At 66.0% G+C, this 20,372-nt stretch carries 16 protein-coding genes, 2 tRNA genes and 1 pseudogene; 5 read left to right on the top strand and 14 right to left on the bottom strand.

Annotated elements, in window-relative coordinates; all coding sequences use genetic code 11:
* Positions 1–16: 16 nt before the first annotated feature.
* The 13 genes from GBRO_RS10195 to GBRO_RS10140 form a co-directional block, all read right to left on the bottom strand.
* Entirely contained in the window at positions 17–3,388 is a 3,372-nt protein-coding gene (locus tag GBRO_RS10195) for a translation initiation factor IF-2 N-terminal domain-containing protein (protein ID WP_012833868.1), read from the bottom strand.
* A gap of 472 nt (positions 3,389–3,860) precedes the next feature.
* Positions 3,861–4,277, bottom strand: coding sequence for a nucleoside-diphosphate kinase (gene ndk / locus GBRO_RS10190; protein WP_012833867.1), 417 nt, complete (start codon positions 4,275–4,277; stop codon positions 3,861–3,863).
* Positions 4,278–4,327: 50 nt separating this feature from the next.
* A complete protein-coding gene (locus GBRO_RS10185) occupies positions 4,328–4,876 on the bottom strand; it encodes a hypothetical protein (protein ID WP_012833866.1) in 549 nt (182 codons plus the stop codon).
* Positions 4,877–5,008: 132 nt separating this feature from the next.
* Positions 5,009–5,347 (bottom strand): DUF4233 domain-containing protein, encoded by a 339-nt coding sequence (locus GBRO_RS10180; RefSeq protein WP_083775685.1) that lies wholly within the window; start codon positions 5,345–5,347, stop codon positions 5,009–5,011.
* A 71-nt stretch (positions 5,348–5,418) separates the two neighbouring features.
* A complete protein-coding gene (folC, locus tag GBRO_RS10175) occupies positions 5,419–6,945 on the bottom strand; it encodes a bifunctional tetrahydrofolate synthase/dihydrofolate synthase (protein WP_012833864.1) in 1,527 nt (508 codons plus the stop codon).
* A complete protein-coding gene (locus tag GBRO_RS10170) occupies positions 6,942–9,596 on the bottom strand; it encodes a valine--tRNA ligase (protein WP_012833863.1) in 2,655 nt (884 codons plus the stop codon). Before GBRO_RS10170 ends, folC begins: the two co-directional genes overlap by 4 nt.
* Positions 9,597–9,651: 55 nt before the next feature.
* Complete coding sequence (gene mobA, locus GBRO_RS10165; RefSeq protein WP_012833862.1) at positions 9,652–10,272, bottom strand: molybdenum cofactor guanylyltransferase; 621 nt, start codon at positions 10,270–10,272, stop codon at positions 9,652–9,654.
* Between the two features lie 152 nt (positions 10,273–10,424).
* Positions 10,425–10,763 (bottom strand): hypothetical protein, encoded by a 339-nt coding sequence (locus tag GBRO_RS25970; protein WP_147290647.1) that lies wholly within the window; start codon positions 10,761–10,763, stop codon positions 10,425–10,427.
* Between the two features lie 653 nt (positions 10,764–11,416).
* Entirely contained in the window at positions 11,417–12,697 is a 1,281-nt protein-coding gene (gene clpX / locus GBRO_RS10160) for an ATP-dependent Clp protease ATP-binding subunit ClpX (protein ID WP_012833861.1), read from the bottom strand.
* Between the two features lie 181 nt (positions 12,698–12,878).
* A complete protein-coding gene (locus GBRO_RS10155; RefSeq protein ID WP_012833860.1) occupies positions 12,879–13,562 on the bottom strand; it encodes an ATP-dependent Clp protease proteolytic subunit in 684 nt (227 codons plus the stop codon).
* A gap of 53 nt (positions 13,563–13,615) precedes the next feature.
* Positions 13,616–14,239 (bottom strand): ATP-dependent Clp protease proteolytic subunit, encoded by a 624-nt coding sequence (locus GBRO_RS10150; protein ID WP_012833859.1) that lies wholly within the window; start codon positions 14,237–14,239, stop codon positions 13,616–13,618.
* Between the two features lie 222 nt (positions 14,240–14,461).
* Positions 14,462–15,826, bottom strand: coding sequence for a trigger factor (tig, locus tag GBRO_RS10145; RefSeq protein ID WP_012833858.1), 1,365 nt, complete (start codon positions 15,824–15,826; stop codon positions 14,462–14,464).
* A gap of 65 nt (positions 15,827–15,891) precedes the next feature.
* Positions 15,892–15,965, bottom strand: a tRNA-Pro gene (locus GBRO_RS10140).
* 190 nt (positions 15,966–16,155) lie between these two features.
* Between GBRO_RS10140 and GBRO_RS10135 the strand changes: the two genes are divergently transcribed.
* From GBRO_RS10135 to GBRO_RS10120, 4 genes and pseudogenes are all read left to right on the top strand, one after another.
* Positions 16,156–16,226: transfer RNA gene (locus GBRO_RS10135), tRNA-Gly, on the top strand.
* A 116-nt stretch (positions 16,227–16,342) separates the two neighbouring features.
* Positions 16,343–16,528 carry a hypothetical protein gene (locus GBRO_RS10130; RefSeq protein ID WP_012833857.1) on the top strand — a complete coding sequence of 62 codons (186 nt, stop codon included), beginning with the start codon at positions 16,343–16,345 and terminating at the stop codon, positions 16,526–16,528.
* Between the two features lie 251 nt (positions 16,529–16,779).
* A pseudogene (locus tag GBRO_RS10125) lies at positions 16,780–17,971 on the top strand (lipase family protein).
* A gap of 298 nt (positions 17,972–18,269) precedes the next feature.
* Complete coding sequence (locus GBRO_RS10120) at positions 18,270–18,905, top strand: L,D-transpeptidase (RefSeq protein WP_012833855.1); 636 nt, start codon at positions 18,270–18,272, stop codon at positions 18,903–18,905.
* A gap of 128 nt (positions 18,906–19,033) precedes the next feature.
* Here the strand turns inward: GBRO_RS10120 and GBRO_RS10115 are convergent, their stop codons facing one another.
* Entirely contained in the window at positions 19,034–20,008 is a 975-nt protein-coding gene (locus GBRO_RS10115; protein WP_012833854.1) for a PE-PPE domain-containing protein, read from the bottom strand.
* 165 nt (positions 20,009–20,173) lie between these two features.
* Between GBRO_RS10115 and GBRO_RS26310 the strand changes: the two genes are divergently transcribed.
* Complete coding sequence (locus GBRO_RS26310) at positions 20,174–20,323, top strand: hypothetical protein (protein WP_012833853.1); 150 nt, start codon at positions 20,174–20,176, stop codon at positions 20,321–20,323.
* Positions 20,324–20,372: the final 49 nt, after the last annotated feature.

Below are 20,372 nucleotides of genomic sequence, written 5' to 3'. Positions count from 1 at the left end.
GGCCCACCCGGGGTGGTCACTGCTCGCCGGGCGGCGGACCGGCCGGTCGTCCCGCGGAGCGGCGCCGTGGCCGTCTGCGGACCGCCACGGCCGACTCGGCGCTGGTCGGTGACACCGGACCGAATGTCGTGACCGGGGTCGGGGCGGCGTCGCCCTGTCCGTCCGGCGCAGCGGTGAGCACCATCGGTTCCGGTGCCGCAGTGGGCGATGCCGCCCGGCGGACCACACGACGACGGCGCCGCGGTGATCCGTCGCCCTCGGCCGCGGGTCCACTCGTCGACGGCGGTGTCGTCGGCGTGGATTCGGGTGTCTTCGGCGTGGATTCCGGTGCCGCCGCCGTCGAATCCGATGCCGCCGCCGCGGAATCCGATGCCTCCGCCGCGGAATCCGATGCCTCCGCCGCGGAATCCGATGCCTCCGCCGCGGAATCCGGTGCCGCGTCGGAGTCGTGTGCGACGTGTTCGGGGTCGTCGTGGGAGTGCGCGGCCATCGCCCGGAACATCGGGTGCTCGGCGGGATGGTGTGCCGGTTTGTGTTCGGGCGCGGCCTCGGGCTTCCGTTTGCCGCGACGCGACCGCTTGGAACCGCCTTCGACGCGTCCGGCCTCCTCGGAGCGCACCTCCACCGGGTTGGCGTGCACGATGACACCGCGTCCACCGCAAGTGGTGCATGTCGTCGAGAACGCCTCGAGCAGCCCCGTACCCAGTCGCTTGCGCGTCATCTGGACCAGACCCAGCGAAGTCACCTCGGAGACCTGATGGCGAGTCCGGTCACGGGCCAGCGCCTCGGTGAGCCGTCGCAGCACCAGGTCGCGGTTGGACTCGAGGACCATGTCGATGAAATCGACGATGATCATGCCGCCGATGTCGCGCAGCCGCATCTGGCGCACGATCTCCTCGGCCGCTTCGAGGTTGTTCCGGGTCACCGTCTCCTCGAGGTTGCCACCCGAACCGGTGAACTTGCCCGTGTTGACGTCGACGACCGTCATCGCCTCGGTGTGCTCGATGATCAGCGTGCCACCCGAAGGCAGCCACACCTTGCGGTCGAGCGCCTTCGCCAATTGCTCGTCGATGCGGTGCACCACAAAGGAATCCGGCGCATCGGCGTGCGGTTTCTCGAACTTCTCAACGCGATCCATCAGGTCGGGCGCGACGGAGCCGACGTACCCCTCGACGAGGTTCCATGCCTTGGCACCCTCGACGACGAGTTTCTTGAAGTCCTCGTTGAACAGGTCACGCACCACCCGAACCAGCAGGTCTGGTTCCTCGTAGAGCGCCTTTGGCCCGGCCGAACCGGAGTTCTTCTTGGCCTGGGTGACCGATTCGTCGATAGAACGCCACTTGGCTTCCAGACGCGCGATGTCGGCGCCGAGTTCCTCAGCGCTGACACCCTCGGACGCGGTCCGGATGATGACGCCGGCGTCGGCCGGCACGAGCTTGGCCAGGATCTGCTTGAGGCGTTTGCGTTCGACGTCGGGCAGCTTGCGGCTGATTCCGGTCGACGAACCGCCGGGCACGTACACGAGATAACGGCCGGCCAGCGAGATCTGCGTGGTCAGACGCGCACCCTTGTGGCCCACCGGGTCCTTGCTGACCTGGACGAGCACATTGTCGCCGGGTTTGAGGGCCTGCTCGATCTTGCGTGAACCGCCGTCGAGGCCGGCCGCATCCCAGTTCACCTCGCCGGCATAGAGCACACCGTTGCGTCCGCGCCCGATGTCGACGAAGGCGGCCTCCATCCCGGGCAGGACGTTCTGCACCCGCCCGAGATAGATGTTGCCGACCATCGACGACGAGGTCGCCGTGGTCACGAAGTGTTCGACGAGGACGCCGTCCTCGAGCACGGCGACCTGCGTGTAGTCCTCGATCGGGGTGGCGTGCTCATGACCGTCGTCGCCGGTACCGGGTGCGATGCGGCTGTTGGCGCCGCGTTCACGCACCACCATCACGCGGTCTACGGCCTCGCGGCGGGCCAGGAACTCGGATTCGGTCAGGATCGGCGGTCGGCGACGCCCCGCATCCCGCCCGTCCCGGCGACGCTGGCGTTTGGCCTCGAGTCGGGTGGATCCGGAAATCCCCTGGACCTCGTCACGGACTCGTTTACTACGCGGTTCCCGCTCGTGCACGACTGTGTTCGGCGGATCGTCGGGGGACGCATCCTCGGCATCGGCACCGCCCTTGCGACGACGGCGACGGCGGCGACGACGCGTCGAGCCCTCACCGTTCCCGTCCGCTTCGGCGTCGGAGTCCTCGGCGTCATCCGACTCTCCGGTGTCCTCGGCGTCGGAGTCGTCGGTACCGGCGTCGTCCTCCTCGGCGACCTTCTTGTTCTTGGACCGTTTACCCTTCTTGCCCGACGGCCGGCCGGCCTTCTTCCTGGCGCCCGACTCTCCCGCGTCCTTCTCATCCTCGGACTCAGGGTCGCTTCCGCCATCGCTCGTGACGTCGGTGTCCTCGCCGGAGTCGACGGTGTCGGCCCCGTTCTGGTCGGCCCTGTTCTGGTCGGCCCGATTCTGATCACCGCCGGCCTGCTCGTCGGCGTCGTCGGCACCCTGATCGTCGGCGCCCTGCTCACCACGACCGCGGCCACGTCCGCGGCGGCCTCGACGACGCCTGCGGTTGCGATTCGACTCGGTGTCGTCGCCCGAATCCTTGCCGGCGTCGTCGTGACCATCGGTGTCGTCGGCGCCGTTGTCGTCGGCGTTCTGCTCCTCGCCGCCCTTGGTGTCGCCGCCCTGAATGTCGGAGCTTGCGCTTCCGGCACGAGCCGAGGTGTCGCGGGTGCGCTCGGCACTCGGTTCAGGAGCCTGCGGCTGCAGGAACAGAGGCCCCGCGGCCAGTGCCGGAACGTCGCCGGCGATCGGATGGTCGTACTGCGCCGACGCCGCTGAGAAGAGACTCGGTGTCTCGGGCCCGCGATCGGCGGCCGTCACTGCGGTCTCAGGTGTCGGGTCCGGTGCCGTCGGCGCATCTTCCAGTGCTGTCGGCGCATCTTCCGGTGCCGTCGGCGCATCTTCCGGTGCCGTCGGCGCATCTTCCGGTGCCGTCGGTGCACTTTCCGGTGCCGTCGGTGCACTTTCCGGCGCCGTCGTCGGTGTCTCAGGCGCCGTTGGCGGTGTCTCGGTGGACGTCGCGTCGACGGCGGCCAGGGAGGCGTCGTCGACCTCCACGTGGTGGCGCACGCGGTCGGCCACCGCCTGTGCGAGTTCACGGTCGACGCTCGATTGTGCGCTGCGGATCTCCGCGCCCAACTCAGCCAGATGCGCAAGCACCTCGCGGCTGGTCATGCCCAGGATCCTGGCCAGGGCGTGCACACGAAGTCTGCTGGGAAATTCTTCCGCCGCTCCTGACGCTGCGTTCGCGTCAGCCGGCGACCCGTTGTCGGTCACTCAGTCTCCTCGAACCCCCGGGCGCGTCGGGCTGACGCGGCCACGCGAGGGTCTGCTCTGTGTCCCGGCCCATGGGCCGGTGTTGTGTGGTCTGTGCGTCGGCGGTGGTCCGGGTCCACGGACGTCTCGTTCGACGCTCTTGCATGGTGATGACCGCACCGCGCCATCCAGCCTGCCAGCGAGGCCGGTTCTCCACATCCACCGGTTCGCGTCGAGCAAACAACGGCGGCGTGGCCCGGTCAATCTGGTCGGGCCCGGCGAGGTCCGGCGGACTCATCTGCCGGTCCGCGCCGATACCGGGCGCGTCATCGTCCGTCGTCGGAGACAAAGTGTGTCGCCGACAACTGTGCAAGTATCCCACACCGCGAACCGATAGCCGCAAACTACGGGCTGTTTGCGCCCGACCGGCAGACCGCGAGGGCCTGCCATCACGTCGGGGATTCGAGGAGGACGGGCGGGTCGGACGCGGAAATCAGGCGGTGAGGCCGGGGAACCAGAGGGCGATCTCACGCTCCGCGGATTCGGGCGAGTCCGAGCCGTGCACCAGGTTGTTCTGGGTGCTCAGCGCAAAGTCACCGCGGATCGTTCCGGGCACTGCCTTCTCCACCGGATCGGTTCCACCGGCGATCTGCCGAAAGGCCGCGACGGCACGCGGCCCTTCGAGAACCGCGGCCACCAGCGGACCGGAGGTGATGAACTCCAGCAGCGACGGATAGAAGGGTTTGCCCTCGTGTTCGGCGTAGTGGCCGCGGGCGACCTCATCGCTGACGGTCTTCAGTTCGAGCGCGACGAGCGACAGGCCCTTGCGCTCGATACGGCTGATGATGTCGCCGACCAGGGCGCGAGCGACACCGTCGGGCTTGATGAGGACGAGAGTACGTTCAGTCACGGTCACACCTTAAACGGTGATCGGTGCCACCGACGGCACGCGCCCTCGGCTCAGGGGCAGTACTCACCGGAGACCGGGAAGAATCCGTAGTTGAACAGGCTGCCGCTGCGTGCCCGCGGGTCGACGACGATCTGCAGACACCCGCCCGGCGAGGCAAGCGCCCCGGCGAGCGCGAGATCGAACTGCTGGGCCAGCGCGAGATTGGCCGGCCGGTACTGGGCCGGTACGGGCAGCGACGCGATCGCCTCGGGCACCTTCATCCCGGCCGCTCGTTTGGTCACCGCATGTGTTGCGATGTAGCTGAACTCGCCGGGACCGGCCGGCATCGGGGAGTCCGCGGTAGGGATGTCGATCTGCGGGGTCGCCGGCTTCACGGGGGCTGCCGCAGCAGTACCGGCGCCCAGCGCGGCTGCGACTGCGACGGCTGCGATGGCCGGGGCCACCGCGACGGTCGAGATCCGACCGGTTCGGCGCCGGCGTCGGGTCGAATGGAAACCGGAAAGGGTGAACGGCACGTAGTTCCTCACGTTGACTTCGACATTGCACGTCCGACAGTGATGCGCATCGGGCTGTGATCCGGGGAGCATCCCACCCCCCACAGTGACGGGCCCCCTGGCTCGCGTCATTCTCACAGCAATGGCTTCCCGAGGGAAGTCTCCTCGATAACGTTCCGACAACAGGAGTTGTGGCGGGTGAAGATCATCAGATGCGATCGCGAAGCCCCCGGAGATTCAGTCGGTGATCGGCTCCTGCCCCGGCAGCAGCCCCCGTTCGATCCGGCGCTCGACGTCGACTTTCACGTAGCGGATGTAGATCCAGACACACATGAACAGCAGGCCGACGACGGCGATGGACCAGTGGAAGACACCACCGGCGATCACCGCGAACTGCAGCGCGAGGTCGATCGTCAGTGCGTGGCGGCGGCCCTGCATTCCGGCCGCCAGGATCAACGCCACCGTGACGGCCGCGAGATAGATGCCCGACACCCAGGTCAGTCCACCGGCGATCCGGGCGACGATCGGGAACGTCAGGATCATCACGATGACCTCCAGGATCAGCGTCCCGGCCATCACCCCCCGCAGCCCCTTCCAGGGATCGTTGGTCGGCGGCGTGAACCTCTGCGGTTCGACGGCTCCCTCACTCACCGCGGTTCCTTCCCGAACAGGGTGCGCGCGGCACCGGCGGTCACCACCGAGCCGGTGATCACCACCCCGGCCCCGGACACCGGCTCGCCGTCCACTTCCTCGGCCAGTGCGATGGCAGCCTCGACCGCGTCCGGCAGGAACGGCTTCACCACCACGCGCTCCTCACCGAAGATCTCGGTCGCGTAGTCGGCGAGTGTGGACGTGTCCAGCGCGCGCGGCGATCCGTTGTTGGTCAGCACCACCACGTCGAAAACGGGTTCGAGCGCCTCGAGCAGACCGCGTGCATCCTTGTCCCCGAGGACCCCGACGACGCCGACGAGCCGACGGAAGTCGAACTCCTCGACGAGCGCCTGCGCGAGAGCCGTTGCGCCGTGCGGATTGTGCGCGGCGTCGGCGAACACCGTCGGCGCGCTGCGCAGTCGTTCGAGCCGCCCCGGTGAGGCAGCCTCGGCGAATCCGGCTCGTACCGCGTCGATGTCGAGCTGACGCTGAGCACCCGCGCCGAAGAACGCCTCGACCGCCGCCAGTGCGAGCGCGGCGTTGCCCGCCTGATGCGCGCCGTGCAGCGGCAGGAACACCTCGTCGTAGACGCCACCGAGTCCGCGGAGGGTGAGCATCTGCCCGCCGACAGCCGTCACCGACTCGAGCACCGTGAACTCCGAACCCGCGCGTGCCACAACGGTTCCGGCGTCAACGGTGGCACGAAGAAGCACATCCATCACCTCCGGGTCCTGCGGGGCGATGACGGTGATGGGGTCCACCGGCACCAGCGCGTCGGGGTCGGCAGCCTTGATGATGCCCGCCTTCTCCCCCGCGATCGCCGTCAAGGTGTCGCCAAGATAGTCGGCGTGATCCATCGCGATGGGGGTGATGACCGCCACCGCCGAGTCCACCACGTTGGTCGCATCCCAGCGGCCCCCCATCCCGGTCTCGACAACCGCAACGTCCACCGGGGCCTCGGCGAATACGGCGTAGGCCATCGCGGTGAGTACCTCGAACTTGCTCATCCGGGGGCCGCCGGCAGCCGTGGACGAGTCGTCCACCATCGTGATGTAAGGCTCCAGCTCCCGATAGGTGTCGACATAGGTTCGCGCCGGAATCGGCTTGCCGTCCAACGAGATCCGTTCGGTGACCCGCTGCAGGTGCGGGCTGGTGATGCGGCCGGTACGCCGATGCAGCGCCACCAGGAGGGCGTCGATCATCCGGGTCACCGACGTCTTGCCGTTGGTGCCCGCGACGTGGATGACCGGATAGCCGTGCTGAGGAGAACCGAGCAGATCCATCAGGGTGGAGATCCGGGTCAGCGACGGCTCGATCTTCGTCTCGGGCCAGCGGGTGTCGAGATCGGCCTCCACCTCGGCGAGTTCGGCGAGATCCTCCACGGAGTCCGCGGTCGGCACGTCCGCGACGACCTTGTCCTCGGCCGATCCCTCCTCGTCGTCGAACAGGGCCGACAACCCCAGCGGGTCACCGCTTATCGCGGGATCCTCCTCGGGCCAACCGGACTCGGTCTCGTCACTCACGCGTCACCCATGTCCGCCAGCCGCTTGCGCAGCCGTTCCACTTCTTCGGTCGCGACGCGTTGGCGTTCGGTGATCTTGGCAACCACCTGCTCGGGTGCCTTCGACAGGAACTGCTCATTACCGAGTTTGGCTGTGGTGGAGGACAGTTCCTTCTCGGCGGCCGCAAGGTCCTTGGTCAACCGTTTGCGTTCGGCCTCGACGTCGACGGTGCCGGAGGTGTCGATGGCGACGGTGACCGTCGCCCGGCGCAGGCGGACCTCGATGGTGGCGGTCGTCGAGAATCCGTCGTCGGGCGCGTTGAGCCGGGCCAGCGACCGGACGTAGGGCAGCATCTCCCCGAGCCCCGAGTCCTCGAGCTGCTCGAAGGTGGCCGCCACGCGCTGGCCGGGCTGCAATCCCTGATCGCTACGGAAGCGGCGGATCTCGGTGATCAGCCGTTGCAGATCGTCGACGACGGCCGTCGCCTGCTCGTCGCCCACGCGTGCGGACACCGCGGGCCAGTCCGCCACGACCAGCGACGGGCCACCGGTGAGCGCCTTCCACAGCACCTCGGTGACGAACGGCATCACCGGCGACAACGCCCGCAAGAGCGGGTCGAGAACTGCACCCAGAACCAGGCGCGTTGTCTCCGAGCGCTTTTCGTCACCCTCGGCGAATTGCACCTTGGCCAGCTCGAGGTACCAGTCACACACCTCGTCCCAGGCGAAGTGGTAGAGCGACTCACATGCCTTGGAGAACTCGTAGGACTCGAAGCCGGCGTCGACCTCGGCCAGCACCTCATCGAGTCGGCCCAGGATCCAGCGGTCGACCGCGGTCAGTTCGTCGGCGGACGGGAGATCGCCCACCCGTGCACCGTTCATCAGCGCGAACTTGGTGGCATTGAACAGCTTCGTGGCGAAATTGCGCGACGACGAGGCATGGTCCTCGCCCACCGAGATGTCGCTGCCCGGGTTGGCGCCACGAGCCAGGGTGAAACGCAGGGCATCCGCGCCGAATCGCTGGACCCAGTCCAGCGGATCGATGCCGTTGCCCTTGGACTTGCTCATCTTGCGGCCGTGCTCGTCGCGGACCAGTCCGTGCAGGAAGAGGTTGCCGAAGGGCACCTTGGCATCGGGTCCTAGATCGTTTCCGACGTAGGTACCGAACATCATCATGCGCGCCACCCAGAAGAACAGAATGTCGTATCCGGTGACGAGAACCGAAGTGGGATAGAACTTCTCGAGATCGGCGGTCTGATCCGGCCAGCCGAGCGTGGAGAACGGCCACAACCCCGACGAGAACCAGGTGTCGAGGACATCGGTTTCCTGCACATAGCCGTCGGGGGCCTGCTCGTCGGGCCCGGTGCACACGATCTCACCGTCGGGTCCGTACCAGATCGGGATGCGGTGACCCCACCACAGTTGCCGGGAGATGCACCAGTCGTGCATGTCGTCGACCCACGCGAAGAACCGCGGCTCCATCGACGTGGGATGAATGACGGTGTCGCCCGCGCGGACCGCGTCGCCGGAGGCCTTGGCGAGCGATTCGACCTTCACCCACCACTGCATCGACAGTCGCGGCTCGATCGGTTCGCCGGTGCGCTCGGAATGCCCGACGCTGTGCAGATATGGCCGCACCTCCTTGACGATGCGGCCCTGCTCGGCGAGGGTTTCCCGAATCTTGACGCGCGCCTCGAACCGATCCATCCCGTCGAATTGTGTTCCGGTACCGGAGATCCGGGCCGACTCGTCCATGATGGTCGGCATCTCGAGGTTGTGCCGCTGCCCGATCGCGAAGTCATTGGGATCGTGTGCGGGCGTGATCTTGACTGCGCCGGTACCGAATTCGGGATCGACGTAGTCGTCGGCAATGATCGGGATGGTCCGGTCGACGAAGGGATGGTCGAGTTCGGTGCCGATCAGATGTGCGTAGCGCTCGTCGTCGGGGTGAACGGCGATCGCCGTATCGCCGAGCATCGTCTCCATCCGGGTGGTGGCGACCACGATGTGCGGCTCGTCGTCGTCGAGCGATCCGTAGCGGAAGCTGACGAGTTCACCCTCCACATCGGCGTAGTTGACCTCGATGTCGCTGACCGCGGTCTTGAGAACCGGAGACCAGTTCACCAGCCGTTCGGCACGGTAGATCAACCCGTCGTCGAACATCTTCTTGAAGACGGTCTGCACCGCGCGGGACAGGCCCTCGTCCATGGTGAATCGTTCGCGGCTCCAGTCGACGCCGTCGCCGAGTCGTCGCATCTGCTCGCCGATGTTGCCACCGATCTCGGCCTTCTCCGCCCACACCCGCTCGATGAACGCCTCTCGACCGAGGTCGTCCCGGGTCTTGCCCTCGTCGGCCAGTTTGCGTTCGACCATCGTCTGCATGGCGATGGCCGCGTGGTCCATGCCGGGCAACCACAAGACCTCGTACCCCTGCATCCGGCGGCGCCGGGACAACGCGTCCATGAGCACGTGCTCGTAGGCGTGGCCCATGTGCAGGGACCCGTTGACGTTGGGCGGCGGGATCACAATGGAGAACGCGGGCTTGTCGCTCTCGGCGTCGGCGGTGAAGTAACCGGCATCCACCCAGCCCTGATAGAGCCGCGCCTCGTGCTCGGCGGGATCCCAGGACTTGGGCAGATCGGATGTCGGGTCGGGTCGCGTCACGACCGCCATTCTATTTGTCGCTCACCGGTCGCCGGACCGCGGGTGAACGGGCGCCCACACCGCCTCACACGCGCAGGCGGTGCAGGTCCTCGGGTGCGTTGACGTTCACGAGCCAGTCCGGCTCGGAGACAGCGACACGGTGGGTGGTCAGGGCATCGAGCGCGGCCGTCATCCGGCGCTCCCCTGTCGCGACGACCCCGGCGATGACCTCGGCCGCGGCCGTGCGATAGATCCCGGCCATCGGGTGATCGCGCTGGCTGTCGTGCGCGATCACCGCCTGCGCCGACGGGGTGACCCCCCGGAGCAATTCGTCGATCAGCTCGGCGCTGATCAACGGCATGTCGGTGGCACAGACAAAGGCAAGTTCGGCGCCCCCGGCCGCGGCGGCCCGCAGGCCCGCGACGAGCCCACCGAGCGGTCCGGCGCCCGGCTCCTCGTCGGTGATCCACTGCGCCTGCGGTCCGCCGGTGCCGAAAAGACCCTGATACGCCGACGACGACTCCGCTGCGACCACCAGGATCGGCTCACAGCGCTGCGCGGCGACCCGGACGATCCGGGCCAGCATCGGCTCGCCGTCCCAGTCGAGTGCTGCTTTGTCCTGCCCCATCCGACGCGACCGCCCGCCGGCGAGAACGATGCCCGCAAGCCGGCCGTCGGATGCCCTGTTCTGTTCCTGATCTGCCATGGGTCAAGTGTGGTCGATGAATCCCGTTCGGGAGGCGGGTTGGGCGATCGCGAGGCGACAACGCGGCGAATCAGTCTTCGCGAATCCGGATCGACAGCTAGATCCCGTACCAACGACACGTATGCAGCAGGTACAGAACAGAATCGAGGACCTCACACATCTCGATTCTCCACCTCAGTCACAAACACTGAGTTAAGACGCTCCAGAACTGCGGCGCCTGAGAGTTCGAATCGCATTTCTGGGTGCCGATGATAAAAACCCACCAGCCAAAGTGTTCCAATCGCCCCGATGCTCGCCTCATCTACCCGAATCTCCTCGCGCCGATCACTAGGACTCAGATTGATCCAGACTCCGTTGCGCCTATCACCCTTGGTCGAAGCGGGAACAACTCCGGCCACGGTTTCCCATCCTCGATCGATCAGACTTCGGCGCGCACCTGCACCGATCGACTCTTCCGAGATCTCCAGGAGCGGCGAACGGTTGTCAACCAAGGCGCGATCCTTGCAGAAGAATCGAGTACACGTATCCACGAATCACGATGAATCGCTAGTACTCCATTCGTGAGCACCACGCGCCGGCGACACAATCTTGCGCGTGTGGAGAGACCTGAATATCGAGCAGAGGTCCAAATAGAATCCAATGCATACCAGTACAGCACAAAACGATGCGACCACATGATCGGCAGTAAAGCGGCGATGCCCATGGCCGCGAAGCCCGTACCGATGAACAAATACATCGCGGCACCACCGATATCTCCATAAGAAAGTGACGACCACGCCGACGGAACACACGGCCGCGCACCACTCGTATTCATTTGCAGACCAACTCGCCGACGAGCTTGCCAACCGTTCCGAGAAGTACGCTGCCTCCTACGCTGCGGCCAAAAGTCACCATTGGGCCCGCCTCAGGCAATGCAGCAAGCAACACGAGAACGGATCGGTAGTCGCATCTTTAGGCGCGTTCGGGCATGTCCACAGCCCATCCGGAGATTCAACTGATCCTGAAACCCGGTCCCAGCGAGTGCCAGAAATTTCGCCATTGCAGGTGTCATCACCTTCTCGCGAACAAGAACTGCCCGATTCGATTCAGTCGGTCGGCAAGTTCGTCGTCCGTGACTTCGAACGCTCGCGCATTCTGCGCCAGCTCAGGCGCTCTTGTCCCGCCGCTCCGACGGGCTGTCCTTACGCGGCACGATGGTGGGCAGCACGTTGTCCCGAACGGTCTCGCCGGTCACCACGACCTTCTCGACGTCGTCGCGGCTCGGGATGTCATACATCACCGGCAGCAGGACCTCTTCCATGATGGCGCGCAGGCCGCGGGCACCGGTGCCGCGGTGGATCGCCTGATCGGCGATGGCCTCCAGTGCGTCGGTGGTGAACTCTAGTTCCACGTTGTCCATGTCGAACAGTCGGGTGTACTGCTTGACGAGTGCGTTCTTCGGCTCGGACAGGATGCTGACGAGCGATTCCTTGTCCAGATTGGTCACCGACGCGACAACGGGCAGACGACCGATGAACTCGGGGATCAGACCGAACTTGATCAGGTCCTCGGGCATCACCTCGGCGAAGTGATCGCTGGTATCCACCTCGTCCTTGGTGGCGACGTCATTGCCGAATCCGATGCCGCGCTTGCCGATTCGATCGGAGACGATCTTCTCCAGACCCGCAAACGCACCGGCCACGATGAACAGCACGTTGGTGGTGTCGATCTGGATGAACTCCTGATGCGGATGCTTGCGCCCGCCCTGCGGCGGTACCGACGCCTGGGTGCCCTCGAGAATCTTCAGCAACGCCTGCTGCACACCTTCACCGGAGACGTCGCGCGTGATCGACGGGTTCTCGCTCTTGCGGGCGATCTTGTCGACCTCGTCGATGTAGATGATGCCGGTCTCGGCACGCTTCACGTCGTAGTCGGCGGCCTGGATCAGCTTCAGCAGGATGTTCTCCACGTCCTCGCCCACGTAGCCGGCCTCGGTCAGCGCGGTGGCGTCGGCGATGGCGAACGGCACGTTCAGCATCTTGGCGAGGGTTTGCGCGAGGTAGGTCTTACCGCAGCCCGTTGGACCGAGCATGAGGATGTTGGACTTGGCGAGCTCGACGGTCTCGCCGGTACGCGAGTCCTTCTTCTCACCGGCCTGGATGCGCTTGTAGTGGTTGTAGACCGCGACGGCCAGGGTGCGCTTGGCGGTGTCCTGCCCGATGACGTAGTTCTCGAGGAAGTCCCGGATCTCCGCCGGCTTGGGCAGCTCGTCGAGTTTGACGTCGCCGCTCTCGGCGAGTTCCTCCTCGATGATCTCGTTGCACAGATCGATGCACTCATCGCAGATGTACACGCCGGGGCCGGCGATGAGCTTCTTCACCTGCTTCTGGCTCTTGCCGCAGAAAGAGCACTTCAGCAGGTCCCCACCGTCTCCGATACGTGCCATCTCGTGCTGTACCTACTTCCTCGTTCTTGCTCGTTGCCACACCGGACCGCCGCGAGCACGCGGACCGACGACATGGACCACCGCTGGCGGTTCCATTCGCCCAGTAACCCGACGGTACTCGCGTGCTGCATGAACTTCGACCGATAAAGGCAAATGTCGCAACGAAGTTCTGCCGGTCGAGTCAGGACTTCTTCAGCGACTTCTTCCGGTACTCGAACACCTCGTCCACGATGCCGTATTCCTTGGCGGCCTCGGCGGTGAGGATGTTGTCGCGGTCGGTGTCCTTGCGGATCTTCTCGGCCGGCTGACCTGTGTGCCCGGCGAGGATCTCGTCGAGCCGATTGCGGATGCGCTCGATCTCGGCAGCCTGGATTTCGAGGTCGGAGACCTGACCCTGGTAGGCCCCACCGGTACGCGGCTGATGAATCAGGATCGTGGCGTTGGGCAGCGCGGCACGCTTACCCGGGGTTCCGCCCGCGAGCAGGATCGCCGCGGCCGACGCGGCCTCGCCGAGGCATACGGTGACGATGTCGCAGTGGACGTACTGCATCGTGTCGTAGATGGCGAGCATGTCGGGCACGCTGCCACCGGGCGAGTTGATGTACATCGTGATGTCGCGGTCGGGGTCCTGCGACTCGAGGACCAGCAGCTGCGCCATCACATCGTTGGCGACGGTCTGGTCGATCGGCGTACCGACGAAGACGATGCGCTCCTCGAAGAGCTTGGCGTACGGATCGTACTGGCGCTGACCGTTCGGCGTGTGCTCGATGAACTGCGGCAGGATGTAGCGGGCGGTGATGCTGCGCAAAGCCAGTGCCGAAGCGGGGATCCCGGCGGCGACCTCGGGCGAAAGGGAGTTGGTCATCTGCTGCTCCATTGGTGAGATGTGGCCTCGTGGCGTGGTTGATTGACCGCTGATCACGGCGCCGGGTTCTCCGGACGGGTGATCACGTGGTCGACGAGCCCGTACTCCTTGGCCTCCTCGGCGGTGAACCACTTGTCGCGGTCCGCATCGGCTTCGATCTTCTCCAGCGGCTGACCGCTGAACTCGGCGTTGAGCCGGTTCATCTCCTTCTTGGTGGCCGCGAACTGCTCGGCCTGGATCGCGATGTCGGCCGCGGTTCCGCCGATGCCGGCCGAGGGCTGGTGCATCATGATCCGCGCGTGCGGCAGCGCGTGCCGCTTGCCCTTGGCACCGGCGGCGAGCAGGAACTGCCCCATCGAGGCGGCCATGCCCATGGCGTAGGTTGCCACGTCGCACGTGGCGAGTTGCATGGTGTCGAAGATCGCCATCCCCGCGGTGACCGATCCGCCCGGGGAGTTGATGTAGAGGTTGATGTCCTTGTGCGGATCCTCGGCGGCGAGCAACAGGATCTGGGCGCACAGCCGATTCGCGATGTCGTCGTCGACCTGCGTACCGAGGAAGATGATGCGCTCGCGCAGCAGGCGCTCGAACACCGAATCGGTCAGGTTCAACCCAGCCACGCCCGAACTCAGCTGCGGTGAACTGATGTGGGGTGTGTGGATGGTCGGCTCAGTCACGGTCCCTACCTTTGCCTTGTTGTGGTGCCAGGTTGTGATGCCTGGTTGTCGTGCTCCGTTGTCGTGAATGCCTCTGCTGGGCGAGGCGTCCCCACCGACACTAGTCAATGCCGGATGCCGAACACCCCCGCGGACACCGGTCTTCGCTGAGAGCAGAACGGACGCCGAACGCACGCAGCCGGCCGGGTGAACCCGTACCGGCTGCAGCGGTGTCGATGACGATCAGGCGTCGTCGGACGTCGCGTCGTCGGCGGCGGCCTCGTCGTTGTCGTCGCCGAAGAACTCGGAGGTATCGACGGTCGCGCCGTTGGTGTCGGTCACCGTCACCTGCCCGACGATGCCGGCCAGCGCCTTGCCGCGCCGCACATCGGCGTAGACGGCGCCGACCTGGTTGGCCTGGGTGAGCTGCTGGATGAACTCCTGCGGCTGCATCCCGTACCGCTGTGCCTGGAAGATGATCTGCTGGGTCAGCTCGTCCTGGCTGACCTCGGTCTCCTGCTGTTCGGCGATCGCATCGAGCAGCAGTTGGGTGCGGACCGACTTCTCGGCCTCGGTGCGGGCTTCGGCGTCCCACTCCTCACGGGTGGTGCCCTGTGCCTCGAGGAACTTGGCGAGCTGCTCGTCGTCGTGTCCGAGGGCGTGGATGACCTGGTGCTGCTGCCCCTCGATCTCACCTTCGACGACCTTCTCCGGCAGCGGGACCTCGACGGTATCGAGCAGCGCGTCGAGCACCTTGTCGCGAATCGCGTTGGCCTGCTCGACCTTCTTGGACTGGGTGACCCGCTCGCGCAGGCTCTCCTTGAGCTCGTCGACGGTGTCGAATTCGCTTGCCATCTGGGCGAACTCGTCGTCGACCTCGGGGAGCTCGCGCTCCTTGACGGAGTTGACGGTCACGGTGACCTGGGCGTCCTCACCGGCATGGTCGCCGGCGACGAGCTTGGTGGTGAAGACCTTGCTGTCCCCCGCCTTGAGCCCGACGAGGGCCTCGTCGAGACCATCGATCAGCTGGCCGGAACCGACCTCGTGGGACAGACCCTCGGTGGACGCCTCGTCGACGGGCTCACCGTCGACCTCGGCGGCGAGGTCGATCGAGACGAAGTCGCCGTCCTGCGCGCCGCGGTCGACGCCCTTCAGCGTTCCGAACCGCGCCCGCAGGCCCTCGAGCTGCTCGTCGACCGCGTCGTCCTCGATCTCGATCGGATCGACCTCGACGGCGAGGGTGGAGTAGTCGGGCAGGTCGATCTCGGGGCGGACGTCGACCTCGGCGGTGAAGGTGACGCTCTCGCCGTACTTCAGCTCCGACAGGTCGATCTCGGGCTGGCCGATTGCCTTGGTCTCGGTCTCGGCCACGGCCTCGGAGTACTTGCCGGGAAGCGCGTCGTTGACCACCTGCGCGAGGATCGAGTCACGGCCGACGCGGGCCTCGATCAGCTTCGCGGGGGCCTTGCCCGGACGGAAACCGGGGATACGGATCTGCTGGGCCAGCGACCGGTAGGTGCGGTCGAACTCTGCCGACAGCTCCTCGAACGGGACCTCGACGTTGAGTTTCACTCGTGTCGGGGTGAGTTGCTCGACAGTGCTCTTCACGCCTGCTGCTCCTTATGTCGTGATTCGGTGACAAGTCTGATGTTCGATGACGAGGTTCGTCTGGGTCGGGATGACAGGATTTGAACCTGCGACCCTCCGCTCCCAAAGCGGATGCGCTACCAAGCTGCGCCACATCCCGTGGTCCCGGTACGCGGCTGGAAGATCACGGAGACCGACCACGCTCGTGGGCCAACAGAAGATAGTACGTGGCCGTGCCCCGACGACGAACAACGGGGCGACGATTTCCACCTGGGGTAAGCCACCGGGTACAGTCTCAACCTGCACGCGACGCCCGAGCAGACCCCAGGTCACCCGGACGTCGACTGCATGCGGGTGTAGCTCAATGGTAGAGCCCTAGTCTTCCAAACTAGCTACGCGGGTTCGATTCCCGTCACCCGCTCGGCCAGGCCAGAAGCGTTCATCGTTTCTGGCCTGACGTGTATGTCGCCCCTGTCGACCAAGCCGCGCCCCAGTAGGTCACTGTGATATAGGACACATCGGCGTAGGCTTGGGACCATGTCCTCCAGCCACAGCAAGAGTCAGCGCAAGTGTCCGACATGCGGCGCCAATCTGTACGTGCGGCGCGATGTCACCCAGTCCGACAGCGGGGTCGGACGGGTCGACGTCATGCTGGTCTGCCGCGACGAGTCCTGCTCGGAACCTTCTCGGCACCTGCGGACCGAACACCCGCAGCCCGCCTGACCGGCACCGCACCGGCACACCGCGACGTCGCCCCGGTGACGTTCGTGCAGGTTGACGTGGTCAATTGTCCCAGTTGACAGAGGCCGCCGCATCGGGATCATTAGCGGCGTCGGGGGTCTGGATCAGCCACTGGACTTTCCTGGGGGGAATTGCTCGTGTTGTTTTTTCGTCGTCGGCTCATGCCACAAAATCGGGTGGAAAGGCGAAGCGCGGGGCGGGTCGCGATCGCTTCCGCACTGTCGCTCGCCCTCATGAGTTCGGTCGCCGCCGGTTCGGCGCTCGTCGTGGGCGCCGGCGAGGCACATGCCGAGAACGTCGCACTACCGACGCCACTACCCGACAACTTCTATGCGCAGCCGGCGAATCTCGCGGCGTATGCGCCCGGTCAGATCATCCGGGTCCGCGGCCACGTGAACCCGCCGCTGTTCGCTGATCTGCGGACGTATCAAATCACCTTCCGCAGTACCGACAGTCAGGGCAAACCCATCGCGGCCGTCACCACCGTGCTGGTTCCCGATCGCCACCGCACCAACGGCCCGCTGCTGTCGTTTCAGCGACATCATCAACGCGACCGGGCTGCAGTGCGCACCGTCGCAGGCCCTGTGGACGCAGGATCCGAATCTGACGATCCGCGAGGCGCCCAGTCTCAATGTGGCACTCCAGCGGGGCTGGACGATCGCCATCCCGATCATCTCGGCCCGCGCAGCGCCTACGGCGCGGCCAAGGTCGGCGGGCAGATCACGCTCGACGGTATCCGCGCTGTGCAGAGTTTCGCACCGGCCCGCGTTGCGCACAGCAGGGTCGGGCTGGCCGGTTACTCCGGCGGCGGGATGGCGACCGCGTGGGCTGCCGCCCTTGCGCCGACATACGCTCCCGACCTGAACATCGCCGGCGCCGCATACGGCGGAGTGCCGATGAACCTCATCAAGATGGCCGAAGGCCTCGGCTACAACCGGCCACACCCGGCGTTCGGCCTGGCCTTCGCCGCGGCCATCGGCGTCTCCCGCGAGTACCCGCAGCAGATCCCGATGCTCCACTACCTGTCGGGGCTGGGTCGCCAGATGTACATCGGTATGCGCAACACCTGCACCAATGACATCCTCCGACTCGGCGCCGGGCACGACGCCCAGCAGGTCACGATCGGCGGACGCGCCATCTTCGACGACCCGAAGGCGCGCAGGGTGGTCGAGGAGAACAGCCTCTCGCTCTACCCGGGGGATCCCGAAGACGCCGGTCTTCGAGTGGCACAGCCCGACCGACGTGCTGATCCCGGTGTCGTCGATCGACTACACCCTCGGGCGCTACTGCCGCGCCGGGGTGCGGGTCCAGCGGCTGTCCACCCCGTCACCCGATCACCTCAGTGCGGCGGTGATCGGCCTGTTGCCCGCTTTTGCCTATCTGACCGACCGCTTCAACGGGTTGCCGGCGCCCAGCAACTGCTGAGGCCCGACACCTCCCCCGCAAAGCGGACATCCGTACCCGGCCGCCGCATGTGTGACAACCGTCACACATGCGGCGGCCCGCATGCGCCACCATTGCTTTTACCAACCCGTACCGGCGATTCGCGATCATCAGGTCCGTCGGCGCTCTGCCGACCTTTGGACCGATGGCAACAGTTGTGTAACGATGGGTTCGCGCCTTCCGGGGGGAATGCGCTAGACAATCATCCCGAACCGAAGGTACGAACTCAGTGCTGAACAAGCCCTCTCGCCGAGCCCGACGTGGGCAGGCCCGACGACTGATGGCCGTGCTCATCGGTGTGGTCGCCTTGGCGCTCACCCTTCCTGGCATCGCCTCGGCGGCTCCCGTGACGGTCATCCCCGGCCTTCCGCCGGTCAACATCCCGGATGGTCTCAACATCCCGGGGTTGCCGAGCACGCCCAAGCCGAGCAAGCCGAAGCCGCCGTCGTCGACCTCGACGACGCCCGCCGACCCGGCCATCCCGAATGTGAAGACCTCGACCGGCTGGATCGCTCTGGCCGATGACGCGAGCCACAAGATCACCTGGTGGCACAACGGACGCGTGGTGAAGACGATGCCCATCTCGATGGGTTCGGCAGCTCACCCCACGCCCAACGGCGTTTACCACACCAAGGAGAAGTACCGCGACATGTACATGGACTCGTCCACGTACGGTGTCCCGGTCGACTCCGCCGAGGGGTACCGCACCTACGTCGAGTACGCGACGCGCATGTCCTGGGACGGCATCTTCATCCATGCCGCTCCGTGGTCGGTGGCGCAGCAGGGACGTAGCAACGTGAGCCACGGCTGCATCAACGTGAGCACCGCCAACGGACAGTGGGTGTTCAATAACATCCCGCGTGACACCCCGATCGTGGTGCGCGGCACCGTGGGTGGTCGCTACACCGGCACGTAAGCCGACACCGAGCAAGAGGAGTTCACACGGTAGGGCGGTCGCACAGCGGCCGCCCTACCGTCGTCTGTGGGCGACGAGGAGCCTGGTGGGTGTACCGCGGCTGGGGTGCCGGACTCGCGGAGGTCGGCTCAGGCCGCGGTTCCCGGCTCGTCGAGACCGTCGATACCGGCAAAGGTGACCTGCACCTGCAGCCAGGAGGCGATCACCTCGCAGCCGGTGGACACCGGATCGGTGACCGATCGTGAGCGGTAGGGTTCGGCCCGGTAGGAGGTGTGACGGCCACCGATCGCGTTCCGGATCACCAGTCCCCCGACGACGATGGTGCTCGGCAGATAACACCGGACCGCATGCCAGGCCGCCCACAGCCGACCGATGTCCCTGCGCCACTGCGAGGGTTTGACGGCGGTTTGTCCCGCGTTCTGAAAAGCGTTGGTCCGCACCACATGCCAGGTGCTCTGCAGCCAATCACCCAGCCGGGTCAGGGAAATCGTGGCGGTGAGGTCAGCAATGTCGCGGACCAGCGAATCCGCGTCGGCGTTGCAGATGACGTCGTCGGCGGCACCGACCCAGCGCACCGGAAGTCTTGGCGGCAGTTGGGGTCCCGGTCCGGCGACACCCCAGCCGGTACATCCGGCAACCGCACCCGGCGGCTGATGCGGGTCGGCGACGAAACCGGCGGCGACGATCCGCGACAACGCCGGGTCCTCTTCGATCCACATCTGATGCAACGCGGTGCGAATCACCACGGCCCCCTGGGAGTAGCCGACCAGCGTCAGCGGACCGGTACTGCCGGCGATGGCCGCGCGCAGCGTGTCGACGCCGATCGCGACGCTCTGCGTGAAGCTCATCCCGTCGCGCCGCGGCGCGGGACCGTAACTCGCCGGGTAGCCGATCCAGCGGCAGTCGAAGCGGCCGTCGAGTGCGTCGGACACCGTCGCGAGAAGCCCCGTCGGTGTGGTGCGTTGGTCGCCGGCAAAGGACTCGCCGGTGCCGCCGACAAACATTGCTGTCACCGGGGAGAACGAATTCGCTTGGTTGACAACGTCTTCGGACTGCGACCACGAGTCGGGTCCGGAGTCGGCGCACACCGTTTCGAGTGCCATGCCACCATCATGATCAGCGATGGTGAGAGAGCACCTCACAGCCGCTGAGGGTTCCCTGAGGAAGCCGACTGTGGTAAGGGAGATCACCCCGAATCCGGTTGATTAACTCGACGGCGACGCGAACAATTGAGTGGTAAACAAAAACACTCAGGAGCGTTACCCATCATGTCACTCGCACGAGTTCGTGCCCGTCTTCTCTCCACCGATATCCTTCGCAACGATCAGCGTCGCCTCTACGCGGACATCGCGCGCGTCCCGAGCCGGACCCAGCGTGACGAGCTGCTCGTGATGGCGCAGCGCGCCGAAGCCTCCTGAGGCTCGCACTTCCCGGAGCGTCGGAAACGTCTGAGCGCCAGTCACTTCG

The organism is Gordonia bronchialis DSM 43247, from assembly GCF_000024785.1.
Classification (GTDB): domain Bacteria; phylum Actinomycetota; class Actinomycetes; order Mycobacteriales; family Mycobacteriaceae; genus Gordonia; species Gordonia bronchialis.
Note: the sequence above shows the minus strand (reverse complement) of the source record. Positions and strands in the feature narration are given on the sequence as shown.